Genomic DNA, 21,632 nt, shown 5'->3' with positions numbered 1-21,632 from the left:
AGTAGAGGGTGTGAACAACCGAATAAAGACGCTGAACAAAGTCGCCTATGGGTATCGTGATTGGGAATTTTTTGAGTTAAAAATCAAAGCCAGTCATGAGGCGAAGTATCGATTTTCCGGATGAACCGCTATAGGGATACAAAGTACTAAAGACGACGCAAAAAAATCCCCAAGCATGGCTCGGGGATGAAAAGGTTTGAGCAAAGTGGCATCAAGCGCCGCTCATATCATTCTGCGCAGATTAACGCTGAGCTTTTTGTGCTTCTGATTCACATACTGCGGCCGTAAAGATCACGTCAGTTGAGCTGTTGAGCGCCGTTTCCGCTGAATCTTGGATAACACCGATGATAAAGCCGACCGCGACCACTTGCATTGCAATGTCGTTGGAAATCCCGAACAGGCCACACGCCAGCGGGATCAAAAGCAGCGATCCCCCCGCAACACCAGATGCGCCACACGCCGACACCGCCGCCACAACGCTGAGCAGGATTGCGGTCATCAGATCCACTTCAATACCCATGGTGTGTACCGCAGCCAGAGTCAGTGTTGTGATGGTAATAGCAGCACCGGCCATGTTGATGGTCGCACCTAGTGGAATCGATACCGAGTAGGTGTCTTCATCCAGTTTTAGCTTTTCACACAAAGCCATGTTGACTGGAATGTTAGCCGCACTAGAACGGGTAAAGAAAGCCGTTACGCCACTTTCACGCAGACACTGGAACACTAACGGGTATGGGTTTTGTTTGGTTTTTACGTAAACCATCGCTGGGTTAACCACCAGTGCAATGATCGCCATCGCGCTCAGCAGTACCACTAACAGGTGTGCGTAACCGGCCAACGCGTCAAAGCCCGTAGTCGCGAAAGTAGACGCAACGAGGCCGAAAATACCGAACGGCGCCAAACGGATGATGAAACGCACAATGTGTGAAACGCTGTGGCTGAGATCTTCAAACACCGCTTTGGTGGTCGCTGAGGCATGATGCAGTGCCAAACCAAGGCCCACACCCCAAGCCAAGATACCAATATAGTTGGCATTAGTTAGCGCGTTAACTGGGTTATCCACCAGCTTGAACAGCAGGGTTTTAATTACTTCCAGAATACCTTGCGGCGGGTTCGCCCCTTCCGCACCCGTCACTAGGGTCAGTGTCGTTGGAAACATGAAGCTCAAGACAACGGCTATCAGAGCAGCAAAGAAGGTTCCCGCCAGGTACATCACCACGATTGGGCGCATATGGGTATGTTGATTTTTCTTTTGATTGGCGATGGAAGCGGCGACAAGGATAAAGACCAAAATTGGGGCGATCGCTTTCAACGCACCGACGAATAAGCTCCCGAGCAAGCCTACACTTTCGGCTGAGCTTGGTGAGACGACGGCAAGTGAGATCCCAAGGACGATACCGACTAGGATCTGTAGCACGAGGTTGCCACGGGCAAATCGCGCTATAAGACTGTTATGTTGCATACATCATTCCTGCATTTATCAGAATTATGGTGGTTTGATTATTCATTTTATAGAACTAAGCGAAATTCAGCATAGTTGTGCTGAATGGTACCTATAGTAACGAGGGAATATTTTGTGTCTAGTTTTAGTTTATTTCTGGGCTGATTGTTTGTGCAAAGTTGTGATGGGTGGTTAAAAGTGTTGTAAAGATGTTATAAGCAAGAGAAAGAAGAATAAAATAATAGCCAAAGTAGTTTTGCTAACCACTTTGGCTATAAGAGGATGCGTTGTCAGTTAACTCAATAAGGCGCTTTTAATTTTTTCTTATCGCTGAGTACGTTACGATGCATTTTTCCTATTTGCTTCAATCGATTCCTTTGCTCAGCGAAGGTTGACGCATTGTAAGCCTGCTCTTTTTGCAGTTTGAGGTAGTTTTGATAGCGTCTTAGCTCTAATGTGCCATTTTCTATCGCTTTTTGTACCGCACACCCCGGCTCTTGCTGGTGTCGACAATCACTAAAACGGCAGCGCTCTGCCAAACTTTCAATTTCGGCAAAGGTCTCACTGACCCCTTCACCGCAATCAGCCAGTTGCAGCTCACGCATTCCGGGCGTATCAATAATGATGCCGCCACCGGCTATCAGATGCACCGAACGCGCTGTGGTGGTGTGTCGACCTTTGCTGTCGTCTTCACGAATCCCGCCCGTTTGTTGCGTTTCATCACCCAGTAGCGAGTTGGTCAAGGTTGATTTTCCGACCCCGGATGAGCCGAGAAACGCCACAGTGCGGCCCGTCGTGCACCACGGTCTTAACACGTCAACACTATGGCTGTCGAGTGCGTTGACCGCTTCAACCAGCAAAGTCGCGCTTAACTGCTTCACTTGTTGGATACGCGCTTCGGCATCAACACAAAGATCTGCTTTGGTGAGCACCACCACCGGCTCAATGTGTGCTTCCTTGGCGACGCTAAGGTAACGCTCAATGCGGCTGAGGTTGAAATCATCATTGAGCGAGCAAACGATAAACAGCGTATCGACATTGGCCGCAATCAATTGCTCCTCAACTTTGCTGCCCGCCGCTTTACGGCTCAATTCACTCTGGCGTTCCAGCAACCGTTTGAACTGATGTTGCGTATCGACCAACAGCCAATCGCCAACGGTCATTTTGGGCTGCGCATGATGAATAGCTAAATGAAAACTGCCCTGCTCACAAGCCAGTTGATACCCGCTACGATGATGAGCAAGCACACGGCAAATCAGCGTGTCGTCGTAGTCGTCCAGTGTCAGTTGTTGTTGAAAAAAAGGTTTCCAGCCAAGTTGAGCAAGTGTTGCTGGCTGAAGTGGATTACTTGTTTTGTTCATTGCGAATCTTCCCGGTGCACAAAAGCACCTGACTAAATCATTAGGATTCAGGGTGTAATTCGTTCGTTACGATAGAATGACCCCGGTTTTACCGGGCAAACAAGAAGGGATGGGGAGAAGTCGCTCGTTGCGATAAAAAGGTTTGTGAACGGACTTTCCGTTAACCCAACAATGCCCTTTGAAGTTGGTTAGTGACAATCATCAGAATTCCTCCAGTGTGTTTTAGACAGTGGCAGTATAGGCGCACAAAAGAAAAAGGAGCGACTGTTGCCACTCCTTTGTGTGATTTATATCACATTAATGATTGGCGTGCTTCATGCCTGCCATCACTTTTTTCACTGGTGCGGTGAAGGTTTGTTTCTCACCAGTGGCGAACGTGACGGTCACTTCTATCTCACTGCCCTCTTTCAGTGGCTGTGCAAGATCAAACAGCATGATGTGCAAACTGCCCGGTTTAAGTTCCGTCTTGCCATTGGCAGGAACCTCAATGCCTTCAATCTGGCGCATCTGCATCACATCGCCTTGTTTGATCACATCATGCAGTTCCACTTTTCCCGCCGCCGGAGTGCTAGCCGCAACAATGGTTTGCGCTTGCGCGCTATTGTTAACCAGTTCGACAAACACTGCGCTGTTGACCGCCCCCGGTGCCATGGCGCGCGCATAAGGATGGTGGAACATAACATCACTGGCGTGTGCGAGCGGGCTAAGCAGCAGTGCGCCAATCATCAAAGCTTTCAGTTTCATTTTATTGTCCTTGTGTGGTGGTTTTAATTGCATCCACAATCGGTGCAGGCGTTAAGGTGTGAGGCACTTTGGTGATCAAGGTGCCGTCAGGCTTCAAAAAATAAAAATAGGAGCTATGGTCTAAGGTGTACTTGAGTTGTGAATCTTTCAGCTCGGTTTTACGAAAAATAACCCCATAGCGATTAGCCAGCGATTTGGTGATATCGAGTGGCGCAGACAGACCCTCAATCATGGGGTGGAAGTAGTGGGCGTACTCGGCAGAAGCCTTAGCGCCATCTCGCTCAGGGTCGAGAGAGATAAACAGCGGGCGCAACTTGGCTTTGGTGGCATCATCCAGTTGATTGAGCGCGCCAGCGAGCATCGCAAGCGAGGTTGGACAAACATCCGGACAGCGAGTGAAACCAAAATAAGCGATGCGAATGCGTGGATCATTCTGGTCAAAAATATCGACTGGCTGCTCGTTTTCGCCAAACAAAATCGGCTGCTCGGCACTTTGTGCGGGCTTAGGGGCAACTTTCTGCTGCTGATCAAAATAGCTTTTTACGCCAAAACCTAATACAAAAGCCACCACTAAAATTAGTGACCAATTTCTACTCATCGTTGCATCCTCATCGCGGGGTAAAGGGTATGTTGTCCGTCACTCAGTTCCCCCGCCCAGGTCATTGAGTCTGACGTACACACAGGCAGCACTAACTCGCCCACATAGTGGCCGGGAGAAACTTGCTGCAAAATGTATTTTGGATTGCCCATCTCCATTTCCACCCCCGTCAAGCTCAGTACCAGTTGTTTGGCACTGCTCTGTGGCCAATCAACGGTGAGCGTGGCCGCGGCAAGCGGTTGCAGCGTGTCAACGCTTAGCGTCATGGACGCTTGCTGCTGCTGACAAGGCTCAGTGGACAATAGGCAATAATCGGCGAGATCGACGCTTCTATGCTCAGTAGAGAAATAGCTGGCAACATCTTGGGCAAAATAGCCACCAGCCAGAGCCAGCATCAGTGCGACGAATTTGAGAAAGTTGTTCATTGGCATTCCGGGAAGATAAACCGTGCTCGCATCCTAACACAAAACCGCTCAAGGCACTGTTTAAGCAGTGAAAATTGTGCGTCACTGCCTCCACTTTTCTTGGTCGAAAAGGTGTGTATGAGGCAGAGCAGGAAAGGCTATTTTTGATATAGGGTCGAAAGCAGCTCAGGATTAACGCCAAAACCCGTTTTATGCTCTTCAATCACCACTTCGCTGCGAGTTTGAATCACTCCCGGCAAGGTGCCTAGTTTACTCGACATAAACTCCTGATAGGCCTTCATACTTTTCACTCGCACCTTAATCATGGTGTCGAAGTCACCCGAGAGGGAATAACACTCTTCGATTTCCGGCATATCCGCCACCGCTTTGGCAAATTTGTCGAAAATAGAAAAACTGGTTTGATCGAGGCGAATATGAATAAACACTTGCACATCCAGCCCTAACTTTTCCGCATTGAGCTCAGCATGGTAGCCTTTGATGTAGCCCTCTTTTTCTAGGCGTTTAACCCGCTCAGAACAAGGTGAGGTGGTGAGATTGACTATTTTCGCCAGCTCCACCACGGGCAGACGCCCCTTAAGATGCAGTATCCGCAATATGTGTAAGTCGATGCGATCGAGTTGGTAACCTGGCATCTTTAAGTCCTTTTTTCTTTTTTGTCAGTTTTTCTCTTTTTTGTCAGTGTAATCGCCAAGCGCTTTGATCAGCAACCGTCGGCGCCACGGTTGCACATGCCGATTAAAAACAATCCACGCAAAAAGCCCAAGCGGAGAGGCTCAGGCGAGTAAGTGACAAAGTATCGGTACGAATTTAAATGTGTTGCACAACGGAGGGCGCTGGGCTCTTCTTCACTGGCGCGATGTTTTTCTGGTTGCAGTAGCGACAAAAATGCTGCGGCTCCATCTCGTAGTAGTGCTCACCCGAGACGAATTTGGCCATCAATTGAGTAAAGCTCAAGATCCTTCCGGTAAAACTTTCTACTGGCTGTGACTCACAACGACACATGATAACCTTGTGCGCGGTTGTCTTTTTACAAGCTGAGCAGTAAATTTCCGGCATGACCTTTCCTCCGATGTCTGACCACTAGTTAATGAAAGTGACCTATTCTGTGCAAAAATTTCCCACATGAAAAAAGATACTTTTAATTTTTGTGGTACAGATTCAAAATTTATTGTTGATTTTATCGAAAGTGAGAAGCGTATCGGCAAACTATGTTCGTCAGCTCTCACTTTGTCACGTAGCGAGTATAACGTTCAACGTATTGCTTGTGTTAAGCGCATGACAGAATAGCGACAATTTAGTCATTTTCTTTCAACAAGCAAAAACCCCGCACAGCGAACTGAGCGGGGTCTGACTATTTACAATGTAAATCGAGCGGGGGCTTAGTCTAGCTCAACCAGTTTCTGTTCGAACTGTTTGTGCTGATCAACCACATTCTTCGCAGGGCCGCCGGTCAGTTTGCTGACAATTACAATCGCCGCAGTCGAAAGAATAATTCCAGGGACAATTTCGTACACATCGAACCAGCCACCAGAAAGCTGTTTCCACACCACGATCGTCACGCCGCCTAAAACAATCCCCGCCAACGCGCCATTGCGGTTCATCCCTTGCCAATACAGGCTGAGCACCACCGCAGGGCCAAAGGCCGCACCAAAGCCTGCCCACGCATAGGACACCAGACCCAATACAGAGCTGTCTGGCGTCATCGCCAAGAACAGCGCCACCACCGAAATAACGATCACACCGATTCGGCCAACCATGACGATCTCTTCAGAAGAGGCGTTTGGCTTGAAGACTTGTTTGTAGAAATCTTCCGCTAAGGCTGAAGAAGAAACCAACAGCTGCGAGTCCGCCGTACTCATGACGGCCGCCAGAATGGCTGCCAGCAAGATGCCCGCAATCACTGGATGGAACACGGTATTGACCAGCAACATGAAGATTTTCTCGCCATCGGCCAGTTCACTGCCTGGGTGGCCATTGACCCACACCAAGCCCACAAGGCCAACCAGAATCGCGCCGCCCATCGAAAGCGCAGTCCAACCCACAGCGATACGACGTGCCGTGACCAGTTCACGATTTGAACGTGTGGCTTTAAAGCGCGCCAGAATGTGTGGCTGACCGAAATAACCTAGGCCCCACGCAACCAGTGAAATAATGGCAATCGCAGAGAGCGGTTCCCCTTTTACGTCATGCCAAAGGGTTAACAGCTCAGGGTTGATGTTGTGCATGTCGCTCGCCAACTGGCCAAAACCCCCTTCCATCACCGCCACTGGAACGATCATCAGCGCCGCAGCATCAGTAGGCCTTGCACTAAGTCAGTCCACGATACCGCGAGGAAGCCACCAAATAAGGTGTACGATACGACACACACAGTGCCGACAATCACCGCGATGCTGTAGTCTAAACCAAATACCGTTTCAAACAGTTTGCCCCCTGCGACCAAGCCAGAGCTGGTGTAGAAGAGGAAGAACAGAAGAATGAAGAACGCAGAGATTGTCTGAATCAGTTTTGATTTATCATCAAAACGACGAGATAAGAATTCAGGCAAAGTGAGAGCGTCTGTTTGAATACTGTATGTACGCAGACGTTTGGCATTAACCAGCCAGTTCGCCCAAGTACCGACAAGCAGGCCACCCGCGAGCCATAGAGACTCGATACCCGCCGCATATGCATAACCCGGTAAACCAAGCAGCAACCAACCACTCATGTCTGACGCACCCGCCGACAGTGCTGCTGGCCACGGCCCAAGGCTGCGCCCTCCCAAGAAATAGTCACTCGAACTAGACGTCTTTTTATAAGCGTAAATCCCTATAGCGACCATAAGAATTAAATAGGCAACAAACGTGCCCGTAATAGCAAAGCTATTCTCTATCATTAGATAGTCCTCATTAGAATAGTAATCCTTCCCTGTTTCCCCCCAAACGGCTTGGGGGGAGTGGAGAAAGGTTAGTGAGTATCGTTCCCCAACTCGAGCAGAGTTGCGTTACCACCCACAGCGGTAATATTTATGGTACGCGTGCGCTCGGTAATAAAGCGCAGCGAGAGATGCGGATCGTTTGCTACGTTCAACGTTGCCGGATCCGTTGCAGACACTAAACCAACGATCGCCCCGTTGCGTTTAGCCAGTTGCAGGTTAAGCTCACGCTCAACCGAAGTATGCCCAACATAACCGACACTGCGTACATCACGCTCAATCAACTGCTGAGCAGCATCATAAGCCACCATCTGTACTAGGTTTGATGGAAAAGGCGTTTGTTCAAGGGCACTGCTGAGCAAGCCATTGAACGTTTGGTTATCACTGCACACAATCACACTGTTTCCAGCGATCAGCGTACAGGTCACCAGAGCAAACGCGCTATACAGAGCCGCCTCTTGGTCGCTTTGCTCATTTTCAACGATCACCAGCGCGACGCCACGGCCAGCGGTGTACAACTCGTTGGTTTCTCCGGTTGGCCCAACCAGAAGATGGGCCTCCGCCAAAAGTGAAGCCGCTTGCTGCAAGTGGTACGACACCACTTTCGCCAGCGTAGAATGCTTCGCTTCCAGCGCGTTTTTAAATGCCAGCAAGTGCTCGCATTTGTAATCAAAATTGGTCAGATTCCACTGTTCCCACGCTGAGAATGCATCCGCAAAACTTGTTACTTGATGAACCATGTTGTGACTCCTTATGCGTTCTCAGTTGGTTTGAATTGGATCTGGGTAAAGCGGTACAAATAGTGTGGGCCACCTGCTTTCGGTCCAGTGCCAGACAGCCCTTGGCCGCCAAACGGTTGTACGCCCACCACCGCACCGACTTGGTCACGGTTGATATAGCAGTTACCGACTCGCGCATGTTTCTCTATCCAGCGATAGGTGGTCTCGTTACGGCTGTGTATCCCCATGGTCAAGCCAAAACCCGTTTGATTGATCTGCTCAACCACTTTCGTCAGCTCAGACGCTTTGAAACGCACGATGTGCAGAATAGGCCCAAACTGCTCTTCTTGTAGCACGTGGATACCTTCAATTTCAAACGCACTTGGTTCGATAAAATCACCATGCTGGCAGACGTCATCCAGCGTCAGTTGCGCCACTTTCTTCTGCGTGGCACTCATCTGTGCCAAGTGCGCACGTAGCTTCTCTTTTGCTTTACTATCGATCACAGGGCCAACATCGGTTTTGTGCAAATACGGCAGACCAACGCTCAGCTCGTTCATCGCCCCTTGGATCAGAGAAATAACGCGATCAGCGATGTCTTGTTGCACAAACAGCACGCGCAACGCCGAGCAGCGCTGGCCCGCCGAGGCGAAAGCTGAGCGGATCACATCACGCACCACTTGCTCTGGCAGCGCAGTACTGTCGACGATCATCGCGTTCTGCCCACCCGTCTCTGCGATAAATGGCACGGGTTTGGCTTCACGCTGTGCTAAGGTCACGTTGATGCGCTGAGCGGTTGCGGTCGAACCGGTAAAGGCGACCCCCGCAATCGCAGGATGAGATGTCAGCGCTGAGCCGATATCCGCGCCACGACCAGGGATCAATTGAATCACACCGGCAGGGAACCCCGCTTGCTGCATTAACTCCACCGCGCGCGCTGCGATAAGGCTGGTTTGCTCAGCGGGTTTAGCGACAACGGTATTACCAGCCACCAAGGCGGCGGAAATTTGCCCTAAGAAGATCGCCAGCGGGAAGTTCCACGGACTGATACAGACGAACACACCCAAGCCTTCACGGCTAGCGATGCGCTTCACACCATCAAAACCTTGCAACTCGAAAGGTTGCAAGTTTTGCGCTTGCTTAGCGTAGTAACGACAGAAATCGACCGCTTCACGCACTTCATCGATGCTGTCGTGTAGCGTTTTACCCGCTTCTTGATGGCACAGTGCCACCAGCTCGGCCAGATTGGCTTCCATGAGATCCGCTAACGAGTCCAAGCAACGTGCTTTCTCCGCCAGAGGAGTGGTTTGCCAACCGGCAGACGCTTGTTGCGCACCCTCAATCGCGGCGGAAACATGATCAAGTGACGCAAAGGCGATCTTACCAACCTCGATGCGGCGATCATAAGGCGCGGTCACGCTTTCCGCTTGCCCCTCCTTGATCATGCTTTCAGCCAGAGATTGACCATTGATCACCGGGCCAGCGATCCACTGCTTGGCTAAAAACGACTCAACCTGCGCTTCAAACGGCTTGGCTTCGCTTTCAATATCGACGTTCACGCCATACGAGTTCTTACGCTCTGGGAAAATCGCACTCGGCAGTGGGATCTTGGTATTGTTGAGGGTTGCAAAGGAAGTCAGCGCTTCGACTGGATGCTTAGTCAGCTCAGAAATTGGGCAGCGCGCGTCAACCAAACGGTGTACAAACGAGCTGTTGGCACCGTTTTCCAGCAAGCGACGAACCAAATAAGGCAGCAGATCTTTGTGGCTACCGACTGGCGCATAGATGCGCACGGGCTGACGATATTTGTCCATCACATGGTTGTAGAGCGAATCGCCCATGCCATGTAGACGTTGGAACTCAAAATCTTTATGTTGCGCCATCACGGCAATCGACGAGACGGTTTGCGCGTTGTGGCTGGCAAATTGAGGGAAGATGTTGCCGCGCACGTTCTCACTTAAGAGGAAACGAGCACAAGCAAGGTAAGCGACATCGGTCGCTTCTTTACGGGTATAGACTGGATAGTTCTCGTAACCGCGCTGCTGCGACCATTTCACTTCGCTATCCCAGTAGGCGCCTTTTACCAAACGCAGCGGGATCAAATCGCCCTGCTCTTTGGCCAGTGCGTTGAGCCACACCAAAACAGGCAGCGCACGTTTGGAGTACGCCTGAACAACGAGGCCAAACTTACCCCACCCTTTAACCGTTTCGCTGCGGTAGAGTTTGGCAAACAGCTTGAGCGACAGTTCTAGGCGATCCGCTTCTTCTGCATCAATGGTGATGGCGACATCCAATTCAACCGCACGCTTAAGCAGTTGTTCAAGCGTGGTATACAGCTCGCTCATCACACGCGCTTCATTGGCCACTTCATAACGCGGGTGCAGTGCAGAAAGTTTGATCGACACCGACGGCGCAGGGCTGGTGTTATTGCCATAGCTTTCACGGCCCACCGACTCAATCGCCATCAGGTAATCTTTGAAGTATTTATTAGCATCAGCCGTGGTCAGCGCCGCTTCACCCAGCATGTCAAATGAGTAAGTGAAGCCTTTATCACGCATTGGGCGACCGTTTTTCTGCGCTTCTTCGATGGTGCGACCACGGACAAATTGGTGGCCCATGATCTTCATCGCCTGATACATCGCTTTGCGGATCACTGGCTCAGAAAGCTTGTTGACCAAACGATTCACGGCTTGCGTTGGGCTGCTGGTATCTTCATCCGCGAGACCGATCACTTTGCCCGTCAGCATCAATCCCCAAGTGGAGGCGTTGACGAACACGGAATCTGAGTTCTTTAGGTGAGATTTCCAATCGGCCACACTGAGTTTATCTTTGATCAATGCATCGGCGGTGGCCGAGTCCGGAATTCGCATCAGCGCCTCAGCCAGACACATCAACAAGATCCCTTCCTGAGTATCTAAGCTGTACTCCAGCAAAAGGGCATCGATCAATTGGATCGATTTCTTATCAGCGCGAATCGCTTCTATCAGTTGCGTGGTGCTTTTGGCAATCGCCGCTTTTTCTTCCGCTGAAGGGGTCGCCAGTGGCAGGAGTTGCTGTAGCCATTGAGATTCGTCCACCATATACAATGGGGAGATCAATGACCAAAGCGTATCAAGCGGCTGCTGGACAAACTCCGGTTTCAACACATCTGTCGCTGTAAACATGCGTTTTCCTCAATCTCATCCCCGAAAACCGCTCCGGGGCTATACATATGGCAGGCAGTGTATTTTGAGGCTGAGAGGAATACTTGTCAAAAACTCCGAGATTTTTGCTAAAAACTCGCTTTTTTAACAAAACAAACACATGATCACACGAAATCAAGCAAAATAAACCAATACATAATGCAACTTATTTAACGCTATTTTGCTTTTTGTAGAGAGAAGGAGAAATGCCCTGCAGGCGAGTGAAGGAGTGAGTAAAGGTGCTTTGTCCGGAAAACCCGGTGATTTCGGCAATTTGCCCTAAGCTGAAGGTGCCTTTTTCGATCAGTTCTTTGGCCATGTCAATGCGTTTACCCAACACATACTGATGCGGGGTGATGCCCATCTGTTCTTTGAACAAATTATGGAACTGGCTTTCACCAAGAAAAACGCTCCCTGCCAGTTGCGCGACGCTGATCCGATGGCTCAAATGGGTTTCGATGTAGCGATCAATCGCGTCGAGATCAAAACGAGACTCTTTTTTCGGCGTCTCAAACGCTGAGATATGACGTTGCAACAGTGCCATGACCGTATCGTTGCAAGCGCGGCTCAGCAGAAGATCGTCTGGACTGGCCTGCATTTCACGCACTAGCATCTGGATCAATTTTTGGATCTGTCCATCTAGCTGAAAGTAGAGATGAGATTGCTCCAACTGATTGATTTTTTGCAGCATCATAGGATCATCGCCGCTGGGCAGCGGCATATTGAGCACCAAAATATCCGACTGACCAATCACCCCACCGAAAGCATGATCAGAGCACGCCGTCACCACACATCCCTGCCCGGGGCCAACTAAGTTACCGCGCCCGCGCACTTCAAATTCCGCCTGCCCTTTGAGGCCAATGACAATTTGCGTGTACTGATGATCATGGCAATCCATATACGAGGGTAACGTCACCAGCTCTGCGGGTCTGGGCTTACTCTGCTCCGGCGTGATCTTAGATTGCACTTTCGGTTGTTCGCTCATAATCAAGTTTAGTGAGAAAAGGACCAATAAATCATACCCCAGCGCTGACCGATTGCCTATCCGCACTCATTTGATTGGCGAGGATCCATGCGTCGTCTGCGATGATCATTGTTCCGGAACGATGATCATGCTGTACCATCCTACGGTCACTGTACAACCAACCGAGCACTACCGCTTTTGGCCATCTCATTGATGAATAGGGGTTTTCCCCCCTTTTGCTTATGTACCATTTCCCCTACAGTAGCGCTTAGGAACTCAAGGTACTGCTGTACGCTGAGATCCCGGTATCAATCGATACCTCTAAATTCTCGTAGCAGACCCTCGCTATGTGATTTAGAACCTCTTCTACACGTCGACAAGATGATTATCTTGTATTGCCAGCCCGTCTTCAGGCTGGCTTTTTTTTATCTGCGCCTTGTCTCTTTATTGATAATCCTCGCAAAAATGAGACATTACTTATAAGATATTGCGCAACCAAAAGATTGCACACCAATCAAGCGCATATTTATTCTGTCCTAGTGTCGTAAAAGCGAGTTGCAACGTGACGATTTCATTTACCTCTGTCGAACAATCTCTTTTTCATCAGTTACCCGGCTGTTGGGGCTGCAAAGATAAAGACTCCGTATTTCGTTACGCCAATCACCACTATGCGCAGTTAATCGGCCATCGCAAAGCAGAAGATTGCATTGGCCTCACCGATTTCCAGATGCCCAGCCCGACTACCGAGTGCGCTGCCGAGTTTCAACGTCAGGATAAATACGTGATGGAAACGGGCCGCACGCTGAAGATCCTCGATATTCACCCTTATCCAGATGGCCACTGGCACGCACACATCTTCACTAAATCCCCTTGGCGTAACGCTGCGGGAGAAGTGCAAGGCACTATTTTCTATGGGCAAGAGCTGACCGACACGGCGGTACTGGAAGTGGGTTACTGGGTGTGCCGCGCTACGGGGCTTCATCAAGATACGCGCAGCAATTTTCGCTTCGATGAATCGGTCAGCGTGCCGAAAAACTTAACCGCGCGAGAGCAGGAGACGCTGTTTTTGCTGCTTTACGGCCGCAAGCCACAATACATCGCGAAAATTATGGGCATTTCCATCAAGACCGTCGAAGGGCACGTGGCACGATTGCGCACTAAATTTGCGGCCAATAGTAAAAATCAACTGATTGATAAAGCGTTAGAGGCAGGATTTGGATCGATGATCCCGGAGAGTTTGTTGCAAACGCAGCTTTCGGTAGTACTCAACGGCGACCAACTGTGAAGTCGGTCGCCAGAAAAAGGCTTTAAGGTGCAAGACGATCGATCTGCCACTCGCCTTCAGTTTGGCTAAACAGGAAGCGATCGTGCAGACGATGCTCGCCCCCTTGCCAAAATTCCACGCTTTGCGGCTTAACACGGAAACCACCCCAGAAGCTGGGCACCGGAATATCCCCGTTAGCGAACTTCTGTTTTAGCTCAAGAAACTTCCCTTCCAACACGCCACGCGCTGAAATACGGCTACTCTGACGGCTGGCAATCGCCGCCAGTTGGCTCTCTTTGGGGCGCGAGGTGAAATATTTCAGGTTTTCCATCGCCGTCAACTTCTCCGCCGTACCGGTAATGTGCACTTGGCGCTCAAGTGGATGCCAGGGAAAATGCAGACTGATTTTGGTGTTGTGATCTAAATGCTGCGCTTTGCGGCTGCCTAAATTGGTGTAAAAGACAAAGCCATTTTGATCGACACTTTTCAGCAGTACGATGCGTTGAAAAGGCATGCCGTTTTCATCAACCGTGGCCACTGTCATCGCGGTGGGATCGCTTAAATTGGCACGGATCGCTTGTTCCAGCCAAAGATTAAACTGGTCAATCGGATTTTCTTTCAAATCTTTGCGTCGCAAACCACCTTTGGTGTACTCGCGGCGAATATCAGCAAGTTCCATCTTTACTCCTTCACTACTTTTTGCCGATTGTGCGCCCGAACGCAGACAAACTCAAGGTTTGATGGCCGTTTGTAAAACTAAGATCGGTTTCGCGTTGTTACGGTGCATCGGTTTATCTTTGGCTTTCTCGCAGTTAAAGTAAGCCTCCTTTAATCTTCGCTGTGGCTTGGGTTTCCAGTGTCCGTTTCTAATCGTCCATCTTTGCGTCGCTTCGTCTTACTCGCTACCCTACTTGGTGTTGCTGGCCTATTGGTCACCCATTTTTCTGCCTCGCAGTATCTGGAAAAAAAATGGGCAAACATCCTGAAAAATTACTCGGAAAGAGCCACCCAGCAGATCGCCTCTGAGCTGGCGAAATTTGAACAGATCCCCAAACTGCTCAGCCACGACCCTCGCCTAGCGGCCTACCTCACGGAGCAAGGCGATCAAAGCGCACTCAATCGCTTGCTGGCCGATTGGTCACAGCAGACGTTGGCCGATACCATCTATCTGCACGATCGCCACGGTTTGGTGCTGGGATCGAGTAACTACCAGCAAGACGACACCTTTGTCGGCGAAAACTTCTCTTTTCGCCCTTACTTTATCACCGCCATTCAGGGCGAGATCGCCCGCTACGTTGCTTTGGGTATTCGCTCCAACAAACGCGGCTATTTTTACTCTGCGCCGATTTGGCACGCCGATGAGATCCTTGGCGTGATTACCGTGAAAGTGAGTTTGGAAGCGCTTGAAGAGACCATTGAGCCAGAGCGGGCTGACATCATGGTGCTGGATGAAAATCAAGTAGCGTTTCTGAGCAATCATCCTCATTGGCGCTACACGGCTCTAGCGCCGATTGATGAGCAACGTATCGCGCAAATGGTCGAGAATCAGCAATATGGCCAGCAAGCGCCCGAAGCGCACCCCGATATTCAACTGCCGCTGCATCTCGGTCCTGAAGCGGCCGCCTTGATGGCGGCACGCTACCAAGTGTTCATTTCGGCTAGCAACGAAAACGGCTTTCGTGTGGTGACGCTCGCACCGCATCAGCAACGCATTCTCGCTGCGCTACAAGCCGACACCATCTTCTTACTGATTTTCGGTTTAATTACCCTGATCGCGTTTGCTTGGCGTCAAACCCTAACCAATAAACAACAGCTAGCCAAACTCAACACCGAGCTTGAACAGAAAGTGACCCAGCGCACCGAAGTGCTGAGCCAAGCGAATAGCCAATTGCAGCAAACCATCATTCAGTATGAAAAAAGCCAGCAAGAGCTCAAACAAACACAACAAGAACTAACGCAAGCGGCAAAATTGGCGCTGCTTGGCGAGCTCTCGGCCAGCATCAATCATGAGATTAACCAGCCGCTTGCGGCGCTGCGTACTTACACTGAAAACAGCCAAAAGCTGCTGACGATGGACAAAATTGAGCTGGTTAAGGGCAACCTTGAGCAGATGCTTGAGCTTAATCAAACCATCAGTGAGGTGATTGCGCGCCTGAAAGTATTTACCCGTAAATCCACCACCGATGATCGACGCTATTGCGCCAATCTGCACGATTCGGTGCACAATGCCACGCGAATTTTAAGCAATAAACTGATCAAATCAGGCGTCACCCTCAAAGTCGAGCCCATTCCCGCCACACTTGCCGCCAACATTCACCATGTCGAGCTAGAACAGGTGCTGATCAATCTTATCCATAACGCCGCACAAGCGATGGATGGGCAAGCCGACGCACAAATCCTTGTCGAGTGTCAAAATGACAGCGATTATTGTCAGTTGAGTGTTGCGGACAACGGCCCGGGCGTAGAGACACAAAAACTCACTCACTTGTTTGACCCTTTTTATACTACCAAGCCTGAAGGGTTAGGGCTGGGTTTAACCATTTCCCGGCGCATCATCGAGAGCTATCAAGGCTCGCTTGAGGTACAAGCGCGCTCGCCGCAGGGCATGCGTTTTACCATCCGTATCCCACGTCTCTTGCCGACACAATAATAAAGCATGCAAAACCGAATTTACTTCGTCGATGACGAACCACACATCCGCGATTCAGTCAGCCAAGCCCTGATGATAGAGGGCGTTGAAGTACAAACCTTCCCCAACGCCGTAGAAGCGCTCAAACAAATAGATAGCAGCGAGCCTGCGGTTGTGATCACCGATATTCATATGCCAGTGATGAATGGCTTAGCCTTCCTCGCTCAGTTGCTTGAGCGCAACGCGCATTTTCAGGTGATCGTCTTAACTGGCTACGGCGATGTGAAAACCGCCGTGAAAGCGATGAAAAGCGGGGCGTACGATTTTCTCGAAAAACCCTTTTCCAGCGATAGTCTGCTGAAATCGATCCGCAATGCACAAGATAAACTGGCGCTGCTGCAAGAAAACGTCTGGTTGAAAAAGGAGCTCGACATGCAGACTCATGCTGGTTCCAAACTGATTGGCCATTCACAAGCCATGGTGCAGATTCGCCGCGCTTTGATCAGTGCTAATCCCGAAAAACCGCTGATCTTGCTGGGTGACAGTGGTACGGGGAAGCGGCTGTGCGCGCAGTTTTTCTACGACATTCACAATCGCGCTGAAGGCGAACTGGTGCCCATTTCCGGTTTTTACTTTAGCGATATGCCTGCTGACGAGATCCAGAGCAAGCTTGCTCGCCTGCTGGAACAACACAAACACGGCACTTTGTACATTAATGACGGCGAAGTGCTCAAACCATCCCAATGGCAAGCACTGGTCTCTGTGCCCCTAAACGGCACCCGCTTGGTCTGTTCAACACAAGCACTGCCAACTGCGTTGCAAGGCGAAATTGATAGTGTGTCACTGCCGCCGTTGGATGCACGCAAAGAGGATATTCCCGCGCTGTACAAACACTTTGTGCGCAATGCTTGCAGCCGCTATCAAGTACAACCTCCACGTATCACCGCCGCTGAGCTAGACGCCATCCAACAGCAATCATGGCCAGAAAACATTCGCCAGTTGCGTCAGTTTGCCGAACTGCGGGCACTGAAAGCGCAGCAGTTTGTCTCTTGGCAAGATGTCGAACAGCTCAACCACTGCGAAGCGCAAAGTATGTCCCAACGCATGGATTACTTCGAATACACTTTGCTGTTTGACGCTCTGCAACGGCACGGAGGACGGTTAAAAGACGTGCAACACGAATTACAGATATCTCGTAAAACGCTGTATGATAAGCTTAAAAAGCATCAGCTAGATAAATCTCAATTTAAAGAACAGTAAGCAAGTAATATTGGGCGGTACTCGATTTGTCGACCCCGCCTTTAACATTATTTCAGACTGGGCTTACAATTACTTAGACAAATAATCAAACAAGGACAGTGCATGAGCAGCGACAACTACAATAAGCTCAGCAACCAAGAGCTCGATTTTGTCGACGACAAAACCGCCGCTTTGCTTTTAAACACCCCCACCAATGCGCGCCTTATGCTGTGGGTGATTGTGTTGTTTTTTGCCATTGCGATTGGCTGGGCTTCTTGGGCCGAAATCGACAAAGTGACCGTCGGCCAAGGGAAAGTGATCCCCTCGTCGCAAATCCAAATTGTACAGAACCTCGAAGGGGGGCTAGTCAAAGAAATTCTGGTAAAAGAGGGCCAGTTGGTACAAAAAGGCCAGCAACTGTTACTGATTGACGACACCCGTTTTCGCTCTGACTACCGCGAACGTGAGCAGCAAGTGGCCAACTTAACGGCGGCAGTGCTGCAACTCACCGCCTCAATCGACAGTGTCGAAATCGATGAAGAGTTCACCAACGCGGAGTGGGAAAAAAGCGTGGTGATCAACTACAGCCAGCTCAGTTTTCCTGAGCAATTGGAGCAAGAGCAGGCTGATCTAATCCAGAGACAAAAAGCGGAATATCGTCAAGATTTAAATAACTTACGCAACCAAATTTCCGTATTAACCCAGCAAGTCCGGCAGAAGCAGCAAGACTTGGTGGAGATCCAATCGCGCGTGAAGAGCCTGCGACAAGGATACGAGTTTGCTCAAAAAGAGCTGGAAATTACTCAGCCGCTGGCCGACGAAGGTGTGGTGCCGAGAATCGAGCTGCTGAAATTGCAGCGTCAGGTCAACGATACCCGTCGAGAGCTCACATCGACCGAGCTAAAAATGCCGGTACTGCAATCTTCGATTCGCGAGTCCATGCTCAGCCGCATTGATGCGGCGCTGAAGTTTCGTTCGGAACAGCAAGAACAACTCAATAAAGCGCAAGATCAGCTCTCTGCGTTAGTGGAATCCACCGTGGGGCTAAAAGACCGAGTGAAACGAACCGTAGTGGTTTCACCGGTTACGGGCAAGATTAAAACGCTGAACATCAATACTGTCGGCGGCGTTATTCAGCCAGGGATGGATATTGTCGAGATCGTACCCACCGAAGACACGCTCTTAGTCGAGGCAAAAATTGCCCCGCAAGATATCGCCTTCCTCAGACCTAATTTGTCGGCGGTGGTGAAATTCACCGCCTACGATTTTAGTAAGTACGGAGGCCTGACGGGGGTTCTGGAGCACATCAGCGCCGATACCACCCAAGATGAGGAGGGAAACAGCTTCTATATTGTTCGAGTTCGTACCGAAAAGACTAACTTTGGCCAAGATGCCGATTTACCGATTATTCCCGGTATGACCACCTCGGTGGATATCATCACCGGTAAACGAACCGTACTGGAATATCTGCTCAAACCTATTCTTAGCGCGCAAAGCAATGCCCTCAAAGAATAAGAGACACTTTAAAGCCGTGCTCAGCCTGCTAAGGCGTAACACCAACGACATTGGACGATGGGTTGGGCTTGCGTTGCTAGGCTGGGCGGCCTTTGCCTCCCAAGCGCTCAACACCACCGAGCAAAAATGGGTTGAGGCCGTTTCCAGCACGTATGGGCAAAGAGCGGGAAAGCGTGTTACGGCTTGGCGCGAGAATATTGATTTTTTCAAACAGTTAGAAGAACAAGAACAGCTGGCTGGTATCAACGACTTTTTCAACCAGCTCTATTTTGTCGACGACATTAAGCTTTGGGGACAAAAAGATTATTGGGCTACACCTCTGGAATTTTTAGGCAGTAATGCAGGCGATTGTGAAGACTTCACCATCGCCAAATATTTTTCATTGCTGGAATTGGGCGTCTCGGACAACAAACTGCGCTTGGTGTACGTCAAAGCCTTGGAACTCAACCAGTTCCACATGGTGTTGGCTTACTATAAAACACCGAGCTCAGAGCCATTGATCCTCGACAACCTCAATCCAACGATCCTCAAAGCGTCCAAGCGTCAGGATCTGCTGCCGATATACAGTTTTAACGGTAAAAATCTATGGTTGATGAAATCTGCCAACTCCAACGGACAACTGGCTGGCGATTCATCCCGTTTAAGCTTGTGGAACGATCTTCGTTCAAGAGAAAAAACACTCAAGCTAAACAAACCTATCATTAACTATGACGAGTAATGAGCATGACATTATACAAGCAACTTGTGGTTGGTATGATTACAGTGTTTATCCTGCTGATGGCATCAGTATTTGTAATCGAATTCAACACCACTCGGAATAGCCTAGAGCAGCAGCAACGCTCCGAGATGAACAACACCATCAACACCGTTGGTTTGGCACTGGCCCCTTATCTGAAAGACAAAGATAAAGTGGCGGTGGAATCGGTGATCAACGCGTTGTTTGATGGCAGTTCTTACTCGGTGGTGCGGCTTATTTTCCTCGATTCAGGGGAAGAAATCATTCGCACTTACCCAGTCAAGCCGAACTCGGTGCCTGCTTGGTTTAGCAAAATGAATCTGTTCCAGCGCATCCATGATCAGCGCATCGTGACCAGTGGTTGGTTACAACTCGCGGAAGTGGAGATAGTGAGCCATCCGGGCGCTGCATACGAACAGCTTTGGCAAGCTTTTATGCGCCTTGTCAGCGCATTTAGTGGCATCTTTGTCATCGGTCTAGTCGCGATTGCTTACATCCTCAAACGCTCGCTGAAACCGCTCACCGCCATCATTGAGAAGATGAACGATATCGCCAACAACAAGTTTGGCGAGCCGCTCTCTCGTCCTCACACCAAAGATTTGATTGCCGTCGTCGATGGCATTAACCGCATGTCATCACAGATTGAAGTCTCCTTTAAGATTCAGGCGAAAGAGGCACAACGTCTGCGTGAGCAGGCGTACATCGACCCTGTATCGAAGCTGGGCAACCGCTCTTTCTATATCAGTCAGCTCGATCAATGGCTCGCGGAAAATGCTCCCGGCGGCGTCGCGGTACTCAACGCAGAGTACATCGGCGAAGTGTATGACAACAAAGATTATCAATCGGCCGATCGCATGGTGGCAGAGCTGGCAAAACAGCTCGAGAGCACCATCGCCGTTCCGGGCGCAACCATGGCACGCATCTCCAGCGATGAGTTTGGTTTTATCTTCCCTCACATGGATGAGAGTGAGCTCAAAATTGTCGCTGACAGCATCATCAATTGCGTGCAAATGCTCAATACTGACCCAACGGGTACTGCTGATGCCAAAGTGGCGTTGGGGGTTGCGCATAACAAAGACAGCAAAACACGTACAGAAATGCTCTCTATGGTCGACAACGCGCTTTCCAAAGCCAAAGCGTCACCAGAGCTTACCTACGGCTTTGTCGGCACCGACACACAAGGCAGTACCATGGGTAAACAGCAGTGGAAAGCTTTGGTGGAAGAAGCGATTCATAACGATTGGATTCAGTTCCGTTTTCAATCAGCCAACAGCCGCACTGGCAATACGTTCCATCGTGAAGTCTTTTCCAGCATTGAAAAAGAGGGCGTGGTTTACCGTGCGAACCAATATCTCTACGCATTGGAGCAGCTCGAAGCGACCCACCTGTTTGACGAATACGTGATTGAATCAATGATCAAGCTGCTTGAGCGTAAAACCTTCACCGAGCCGATGGCGATCAACATCGCCCACAGCAGTCTGTCACAGCCCAGCTTCATCCGTTGGATAGCCAATACACTGGAGAAACATAAATCGGTGGCGTCTTTGCTTCATTTTGAGATTCCAGAAGAGTGCTTTGTGAACCAGCCGCACCACACCGCTTTGCTGTGCCACGCTATTCGTAACGCCGGTGCCGAGTTTGGCGTGGACAACTACGGTCGCAACTTCCAATCGCTCGATTACATTAATGAGTATCGTCCTAGCTACGTCAAACTCGACTATCTGTTTACCCACAATCTGGACGATGAAAAGCAGAAATTCACCCTGACATCCATCTCTCGGGCAGCGCACAATTTGGGTATCACCACCATCGCCTCAAGGGTAGAAACCCAAACGCAGTTGGACTTCTTGTCAGAACATTTTGTTGAAGTATTCCAGGGCTTCATCGTAGATAAAGAGTAGTAA

General features: G+C 50.0%; 18 protein-coding genes and 1 pseudogene. 7 read left to right on the top strand and 12 right to left on the bottom strand.

Annotated elements, in window-relative coordinates; translation table 11 throughout:
• Window positions 1-124: transposase (locus UF06_RS24775; protein WP_045569239.1), on the top strand; the 124-nt coding region annotated here is incomplete at its 5' end.
• Window positions 125-241: 117 nt separating this feature from the next.
• Here UF06_RS24775 and sstT read toward each other — a convergent pair.
• From sstT to UF06_RS16650, 11 genes and pseudogenes are all read right to left on the bottom strand, one after another.
• On the bottom strand, window positions 242-1,462 hold the full coding sequence (gene sstT, locus UF06_RS16700) for a serine/threonine transporter SstT (RefSeq protein WP_045571431.1): 1,221 nt from the start codon (window positions 1,460-1,462) through the stop codon (window positions 242-244).
• Window positions 1,463-1,740: 278 nt separating this feature from the next.
• Window positions 1,741-2,802 (bottom strand): ribosome small subunit-dependent GTPase A, encoded by a 1,062-nt coding sequence (gene rsgA, locus UF06_RS16695; protein ID WP_045571430.1) that lies wholly within the window; start codon window positions 2,800-2,802, stop codon window positions 1,741-1,743.
• Window positions 2,803-3,099: 297 nt separating this feature from the next.
• On the bottom strand, window positions 3,100-3,546 hold the full coding sequence (locus tag UF06_RS16690; protein WP_045571429.1) for a copper chaperone PCu(A)C: 447 nt from the start codon (window positions 3,544-3,546) through the stop codon (window positions 3,100-3,102).
• Window position 3,547: 1 nt separating this feature from the next.
• Window positions 3,548-4,144 carry an SCO family protein gene (locus UF06_RS16685; RefSeq protein ID WP_039441666.1) on the bottom strand — a complete coding sequence of 199 codons (597 nt, stop codon included), beginning with the start codon at window positions 4,142-4,144 and terminating at the stop codon, window positions 3,548-3,550.
• Complete coding sequence (locus UF06_RS16680) at window positions 4,141-4,569, bottom strand: hypothetical protein (protein WP_045571428.1); 429 nt, start codon at window positions 4,567-4,569, stop codon at window positions 4,141-4,143. Before UF06_RS16680 ends, UF06_RS16685 begins: the two co-directional genes overlap by 4 nt.
• 137 nt (window positions 4,570-4,706) lie before the next feature.
• Window positions 4,707-5,201, bottom strand: a complete 495-nt coding sequence (locus UF06_RS16675; RefSeq protein ID WP_039426589.1) for an Lrp/AsnC family transcriptional regulator — start codon at window positions 5,199-5,201, stop codon at window positions 4,707-4,709.
• Window positions 5,202-5,376: 175 nt separating this feature from the next.
• Window positions 5,377-5,625 (bottom strand): hypothetical protein, encoded by a 249-nt coding sequence (locus UF06_RS16670; RefSeq protein ID WP_045571427.1) that lies wholly within the window; start codon window positions 5,623-5,625, stop codon window positions 5,377-5,379.
• 323 nt (window positions 5,626-5,948) lie between these two features.
• Window positions 5,949-7,441 (bottom strand): annotated as a pseudogene (gene putP / locus UF06_RS16665) (sodium/proline symporter PutP).
• A 71-nt stretch (window positions 7,442-7,512) separates the two neighbouring features.
• Window positions 7,513-8,220 carry a 1-pyrroline-5-carboxylate dehydrogenase gene (locus UF06_RS16660; protein ID WP_045571426.1) on the bottom strand — a complete coding sequence of 236 codons (708 nt, stop codon included), beginning with the start codon at window positions 8,218-8,220 and terminating at the stop codon, window positions 7,513-7,515.
• A gap of 11 nt (window positions 8,221-8,231) precedes the next feature.
• Window positions 8,232-11,363, bottom strand: coding sequence for a bifunctional proline dehydrogenase/L-glutamate gamma-semialdehyde dehydrogenase PutA (putA, locus tag UF06_RS16655; protein ID WP_045571425.1), 3,132 nt, complete (start codon window positions 11,361-11,363; stop codon window positions 8,232-8,234).
• Between the two features lie 184 nt (window positions 11,364-11,547).
• Window positions 11,548-12,366, bottom strand: a complete 819-nt coding sequence (locus tag UF06_RS16650; RefSeq protein WP_045571424.1) for an AraC family transcriptional regulator — start codon at window positions 12,364-12,366, stop codon at window positions 11,548-11,550.
• A 541-nt stretch (window positions 12,367-12,907) separates the two neighbouring features.
• Between UF06_RS16650 and UF06_RS16645 the strand changes: the two genes are divergently transcribed.
• Window positions 12,908-13,630, top strand: a complete 723-nt coding sequence (locus tag UF06_RS16645; protein WP_045571423.1) for a helix-turn-helix transcriptional regulator — start codon at window positions 12,908-12,910, stop codon at window positions 13,628-13,630.
• 22 nt (window positions 13,631-13,652) lie between these two features.
• On the opposite strand, the gene pdxH is transcribed toward UF06_RS16645, so the two are convergent.
• Window positions 13,653-14,288, bottom strand: a complete 636-nt coding sequence (pdxH, locus tag UF06_RS16640) for a pyridoxamine 5'-phosphate oxidase (protein ID WP_045571422.1) — start codon at window positions 14,286-14,288, stop codon at window positions 13,653-13,655.
• A gap of 177 nt (window positions 14,289-14,465) precedes the next feature.
• On the opposite strand from pdxH, the gene UF06_RS16635 reads away from it, so the two are divergent.
• From UF06_RS16635 to UF06_RS16615, 5 genes are all read left to right on the top strand, one after another.
• A complete protein-coding gene (locus tag UF06_RS16635; RefSeq protein WP_045571421.1) occupies window positions 14,466-16,259 on the top strand; it encodes an ATP-binding protein in 1,794 nt (597 codons plus the stop codon).
• 6 nt (window positions 16,260-16,265) lie between these two features.
• Entirely contained in the window at window positions 16,266-17,498 is a 1,233-nt protein-coding gene (locus UF06_RS16630) for a sigma-54 dependent transcriptional regulator (RefSeq protein WP_045571420.1), read from the top strand.
• Between the two features lie 102 nt (window positions 17,499-17,600).
• Window positions 17,601-18,992, top strand: a complete 1,392-nt coding sequence (locus UF06_RS16625) for an HlyD family type I secretion periplasmic adaptor subunit (RefSeq protein ID WP_045571419.1) — start codon at window positions 17,601-17,603, stop codon at window positions 18,990-18,992.
• Entirely contained in the window at window positions 18,976-19,710 is a 735-nt protein-coding gene (locus UF06_RS16620) for a transglutaminase-like cysteine peptidase (RefSeq protein WP_045571418.1), read from the top strand. Before UF06_RS16625 ends, UF06_RS16620 begins: the two co-directional genes overlap by 17 nt.
• 5 nt (window positions 19,711-19,715) lie before the next feature.
• Window positions 19,716-21,629: an EAL domain-containing protein gene (locus UF06_RS16615; RefSeq protein ID WP_045571417.1), complete on the top strand. Its 1,914-nt coding sequence runs from the start codon at window positions 19,716-19,718 to the stop codon at window positions 21,627-21,629.
• Window positions 21,630-21,632 lie beyond the last annotated feature (3 nt).

Source organism: Vibrio sp. S234-5 (genome assembly GCF_000960595.1).
Classification (GTDB): Bacteria; Pseudomonadota; Gammaproteobacteria; order Enterobacterales; family Vibrionaceae; genus Vibrio.
The sequence above is the reverse complement of the archived record's forward strand: the minus strand, read 5'-3'. Positions and strand labels throughout refer to the sequence as shown.

What these genes read in the sequence shown, in the direction of transcription:
- UF06_RS16675 (WP_039426589.1), bottom strand. Translation starts at nt 5,201, where the DNA reads ATGCCAGGTTACCAACTCGATCGCATCGACTTACACATATTGCGGATA.
- UF06_RS16670 (WP_045571427.1), bottom strand. Translation starts at nt 5,625, where the DNA reads ATGCCGGAAATTTACTGCTCAGCTTGTAAAAAGACAACCGCGCACAAG.
- sstT (WP_045571431.1), bottom strand. Translation starts at nt 1,462, where the DNA reads ATGCAACATAACAGTCTTATAGCGCGATTTGCCCGTGGCAACCTCGTG.
- rsgA (WP_045571430.1), bottom strand. Translation starts at nt 2,802, where the DNA reads ATGAACAAAACAAGTAATCCACTTCAGCCAGCAACACTTGCTCAACTT.
- UF06_RS16690 (WP_045571429.1), bottom strand. Translation starts at nt 3,546, where the DNA reads ATGAAACTGAAAGCTTTGATGATTGGCGCACTGCTGCTTAGCCCGCTC.
- UF06_RS16680 (WP_045571428.1), bottom strand. Translation starts at nt 4,569, where the DNA reads ATGAACAACTTTCTCAAATTCGTCGCACTGATGCTGGCTCTGGCTGGT.
- UF06_RS16660 (WP_045571426.1), bottom strand. Translation starts at nt 8,220, where the DNA reads ATGGTTCATCAAGTAACAAGTTTTGCGGATGCATTCTCAGCGTGGGAA.
- UF06_RS16625 (WP_045571419.1), top strand. Translation starts at nt 17,601, where the DNA reads ATGAGCAGCGACAACTACAATAAGCTCAGCAACCAAGAGCTCGATTTT.
- UF06_RS16615 (WP_045571417.1), top strand. Translation starts at nt 19,716, where the DNA reads ATGACATTATACAAGCAACTTGTGGTTGGTATGATTACAGTGTTTATC.
- pdxH (WP_045571422.1), bottom strand. Translation starts at nt 14,288, where the DNA reads ATGGAACTTGCTGATATTCGCCGCGAGTACACCAAAGGTGGTTTGCGA.
- putA (WP_045571425.1), bottom strand. Translation starts at nt 11,363, where the DNA reads ATGTTTACAGCGACAGATGTGTTGAAACCGGAGTTTGTCCAGCAGCCG.
- UF06_RS16685 (WP_039441666.1), bottom strand. Translation starts at nt 4,144, where the DNA reads ATGAGTAGAAATTGGTCACTAATTTTAGTGGTGGCTTTTGTATTAGGT.
- UF06_RS16630 (WP_045571420.1), top strand. Translation starts at nt 16,266, where the DNA reads ATGCAAAACCGAATTTACTTCGTCGATGACGAACCACACATCCGCGAT.
- UF06_RS16620 (WP_045571418.1), top strand. Translation starts at nt 18,976, where the DNA reads ATGCCCTCAAAGAATAAGAGACACTTTAAAGCCGTGCTCAGCCTGCTA.
- UF06_RS16650 (WP_045571424.1), bottom strand. Translation starts at nt 12,366, where the DNA reads ATGAGCGAACAACCGAAAGTGCAATCTAAGATCACGCCGGAGCAGAGT.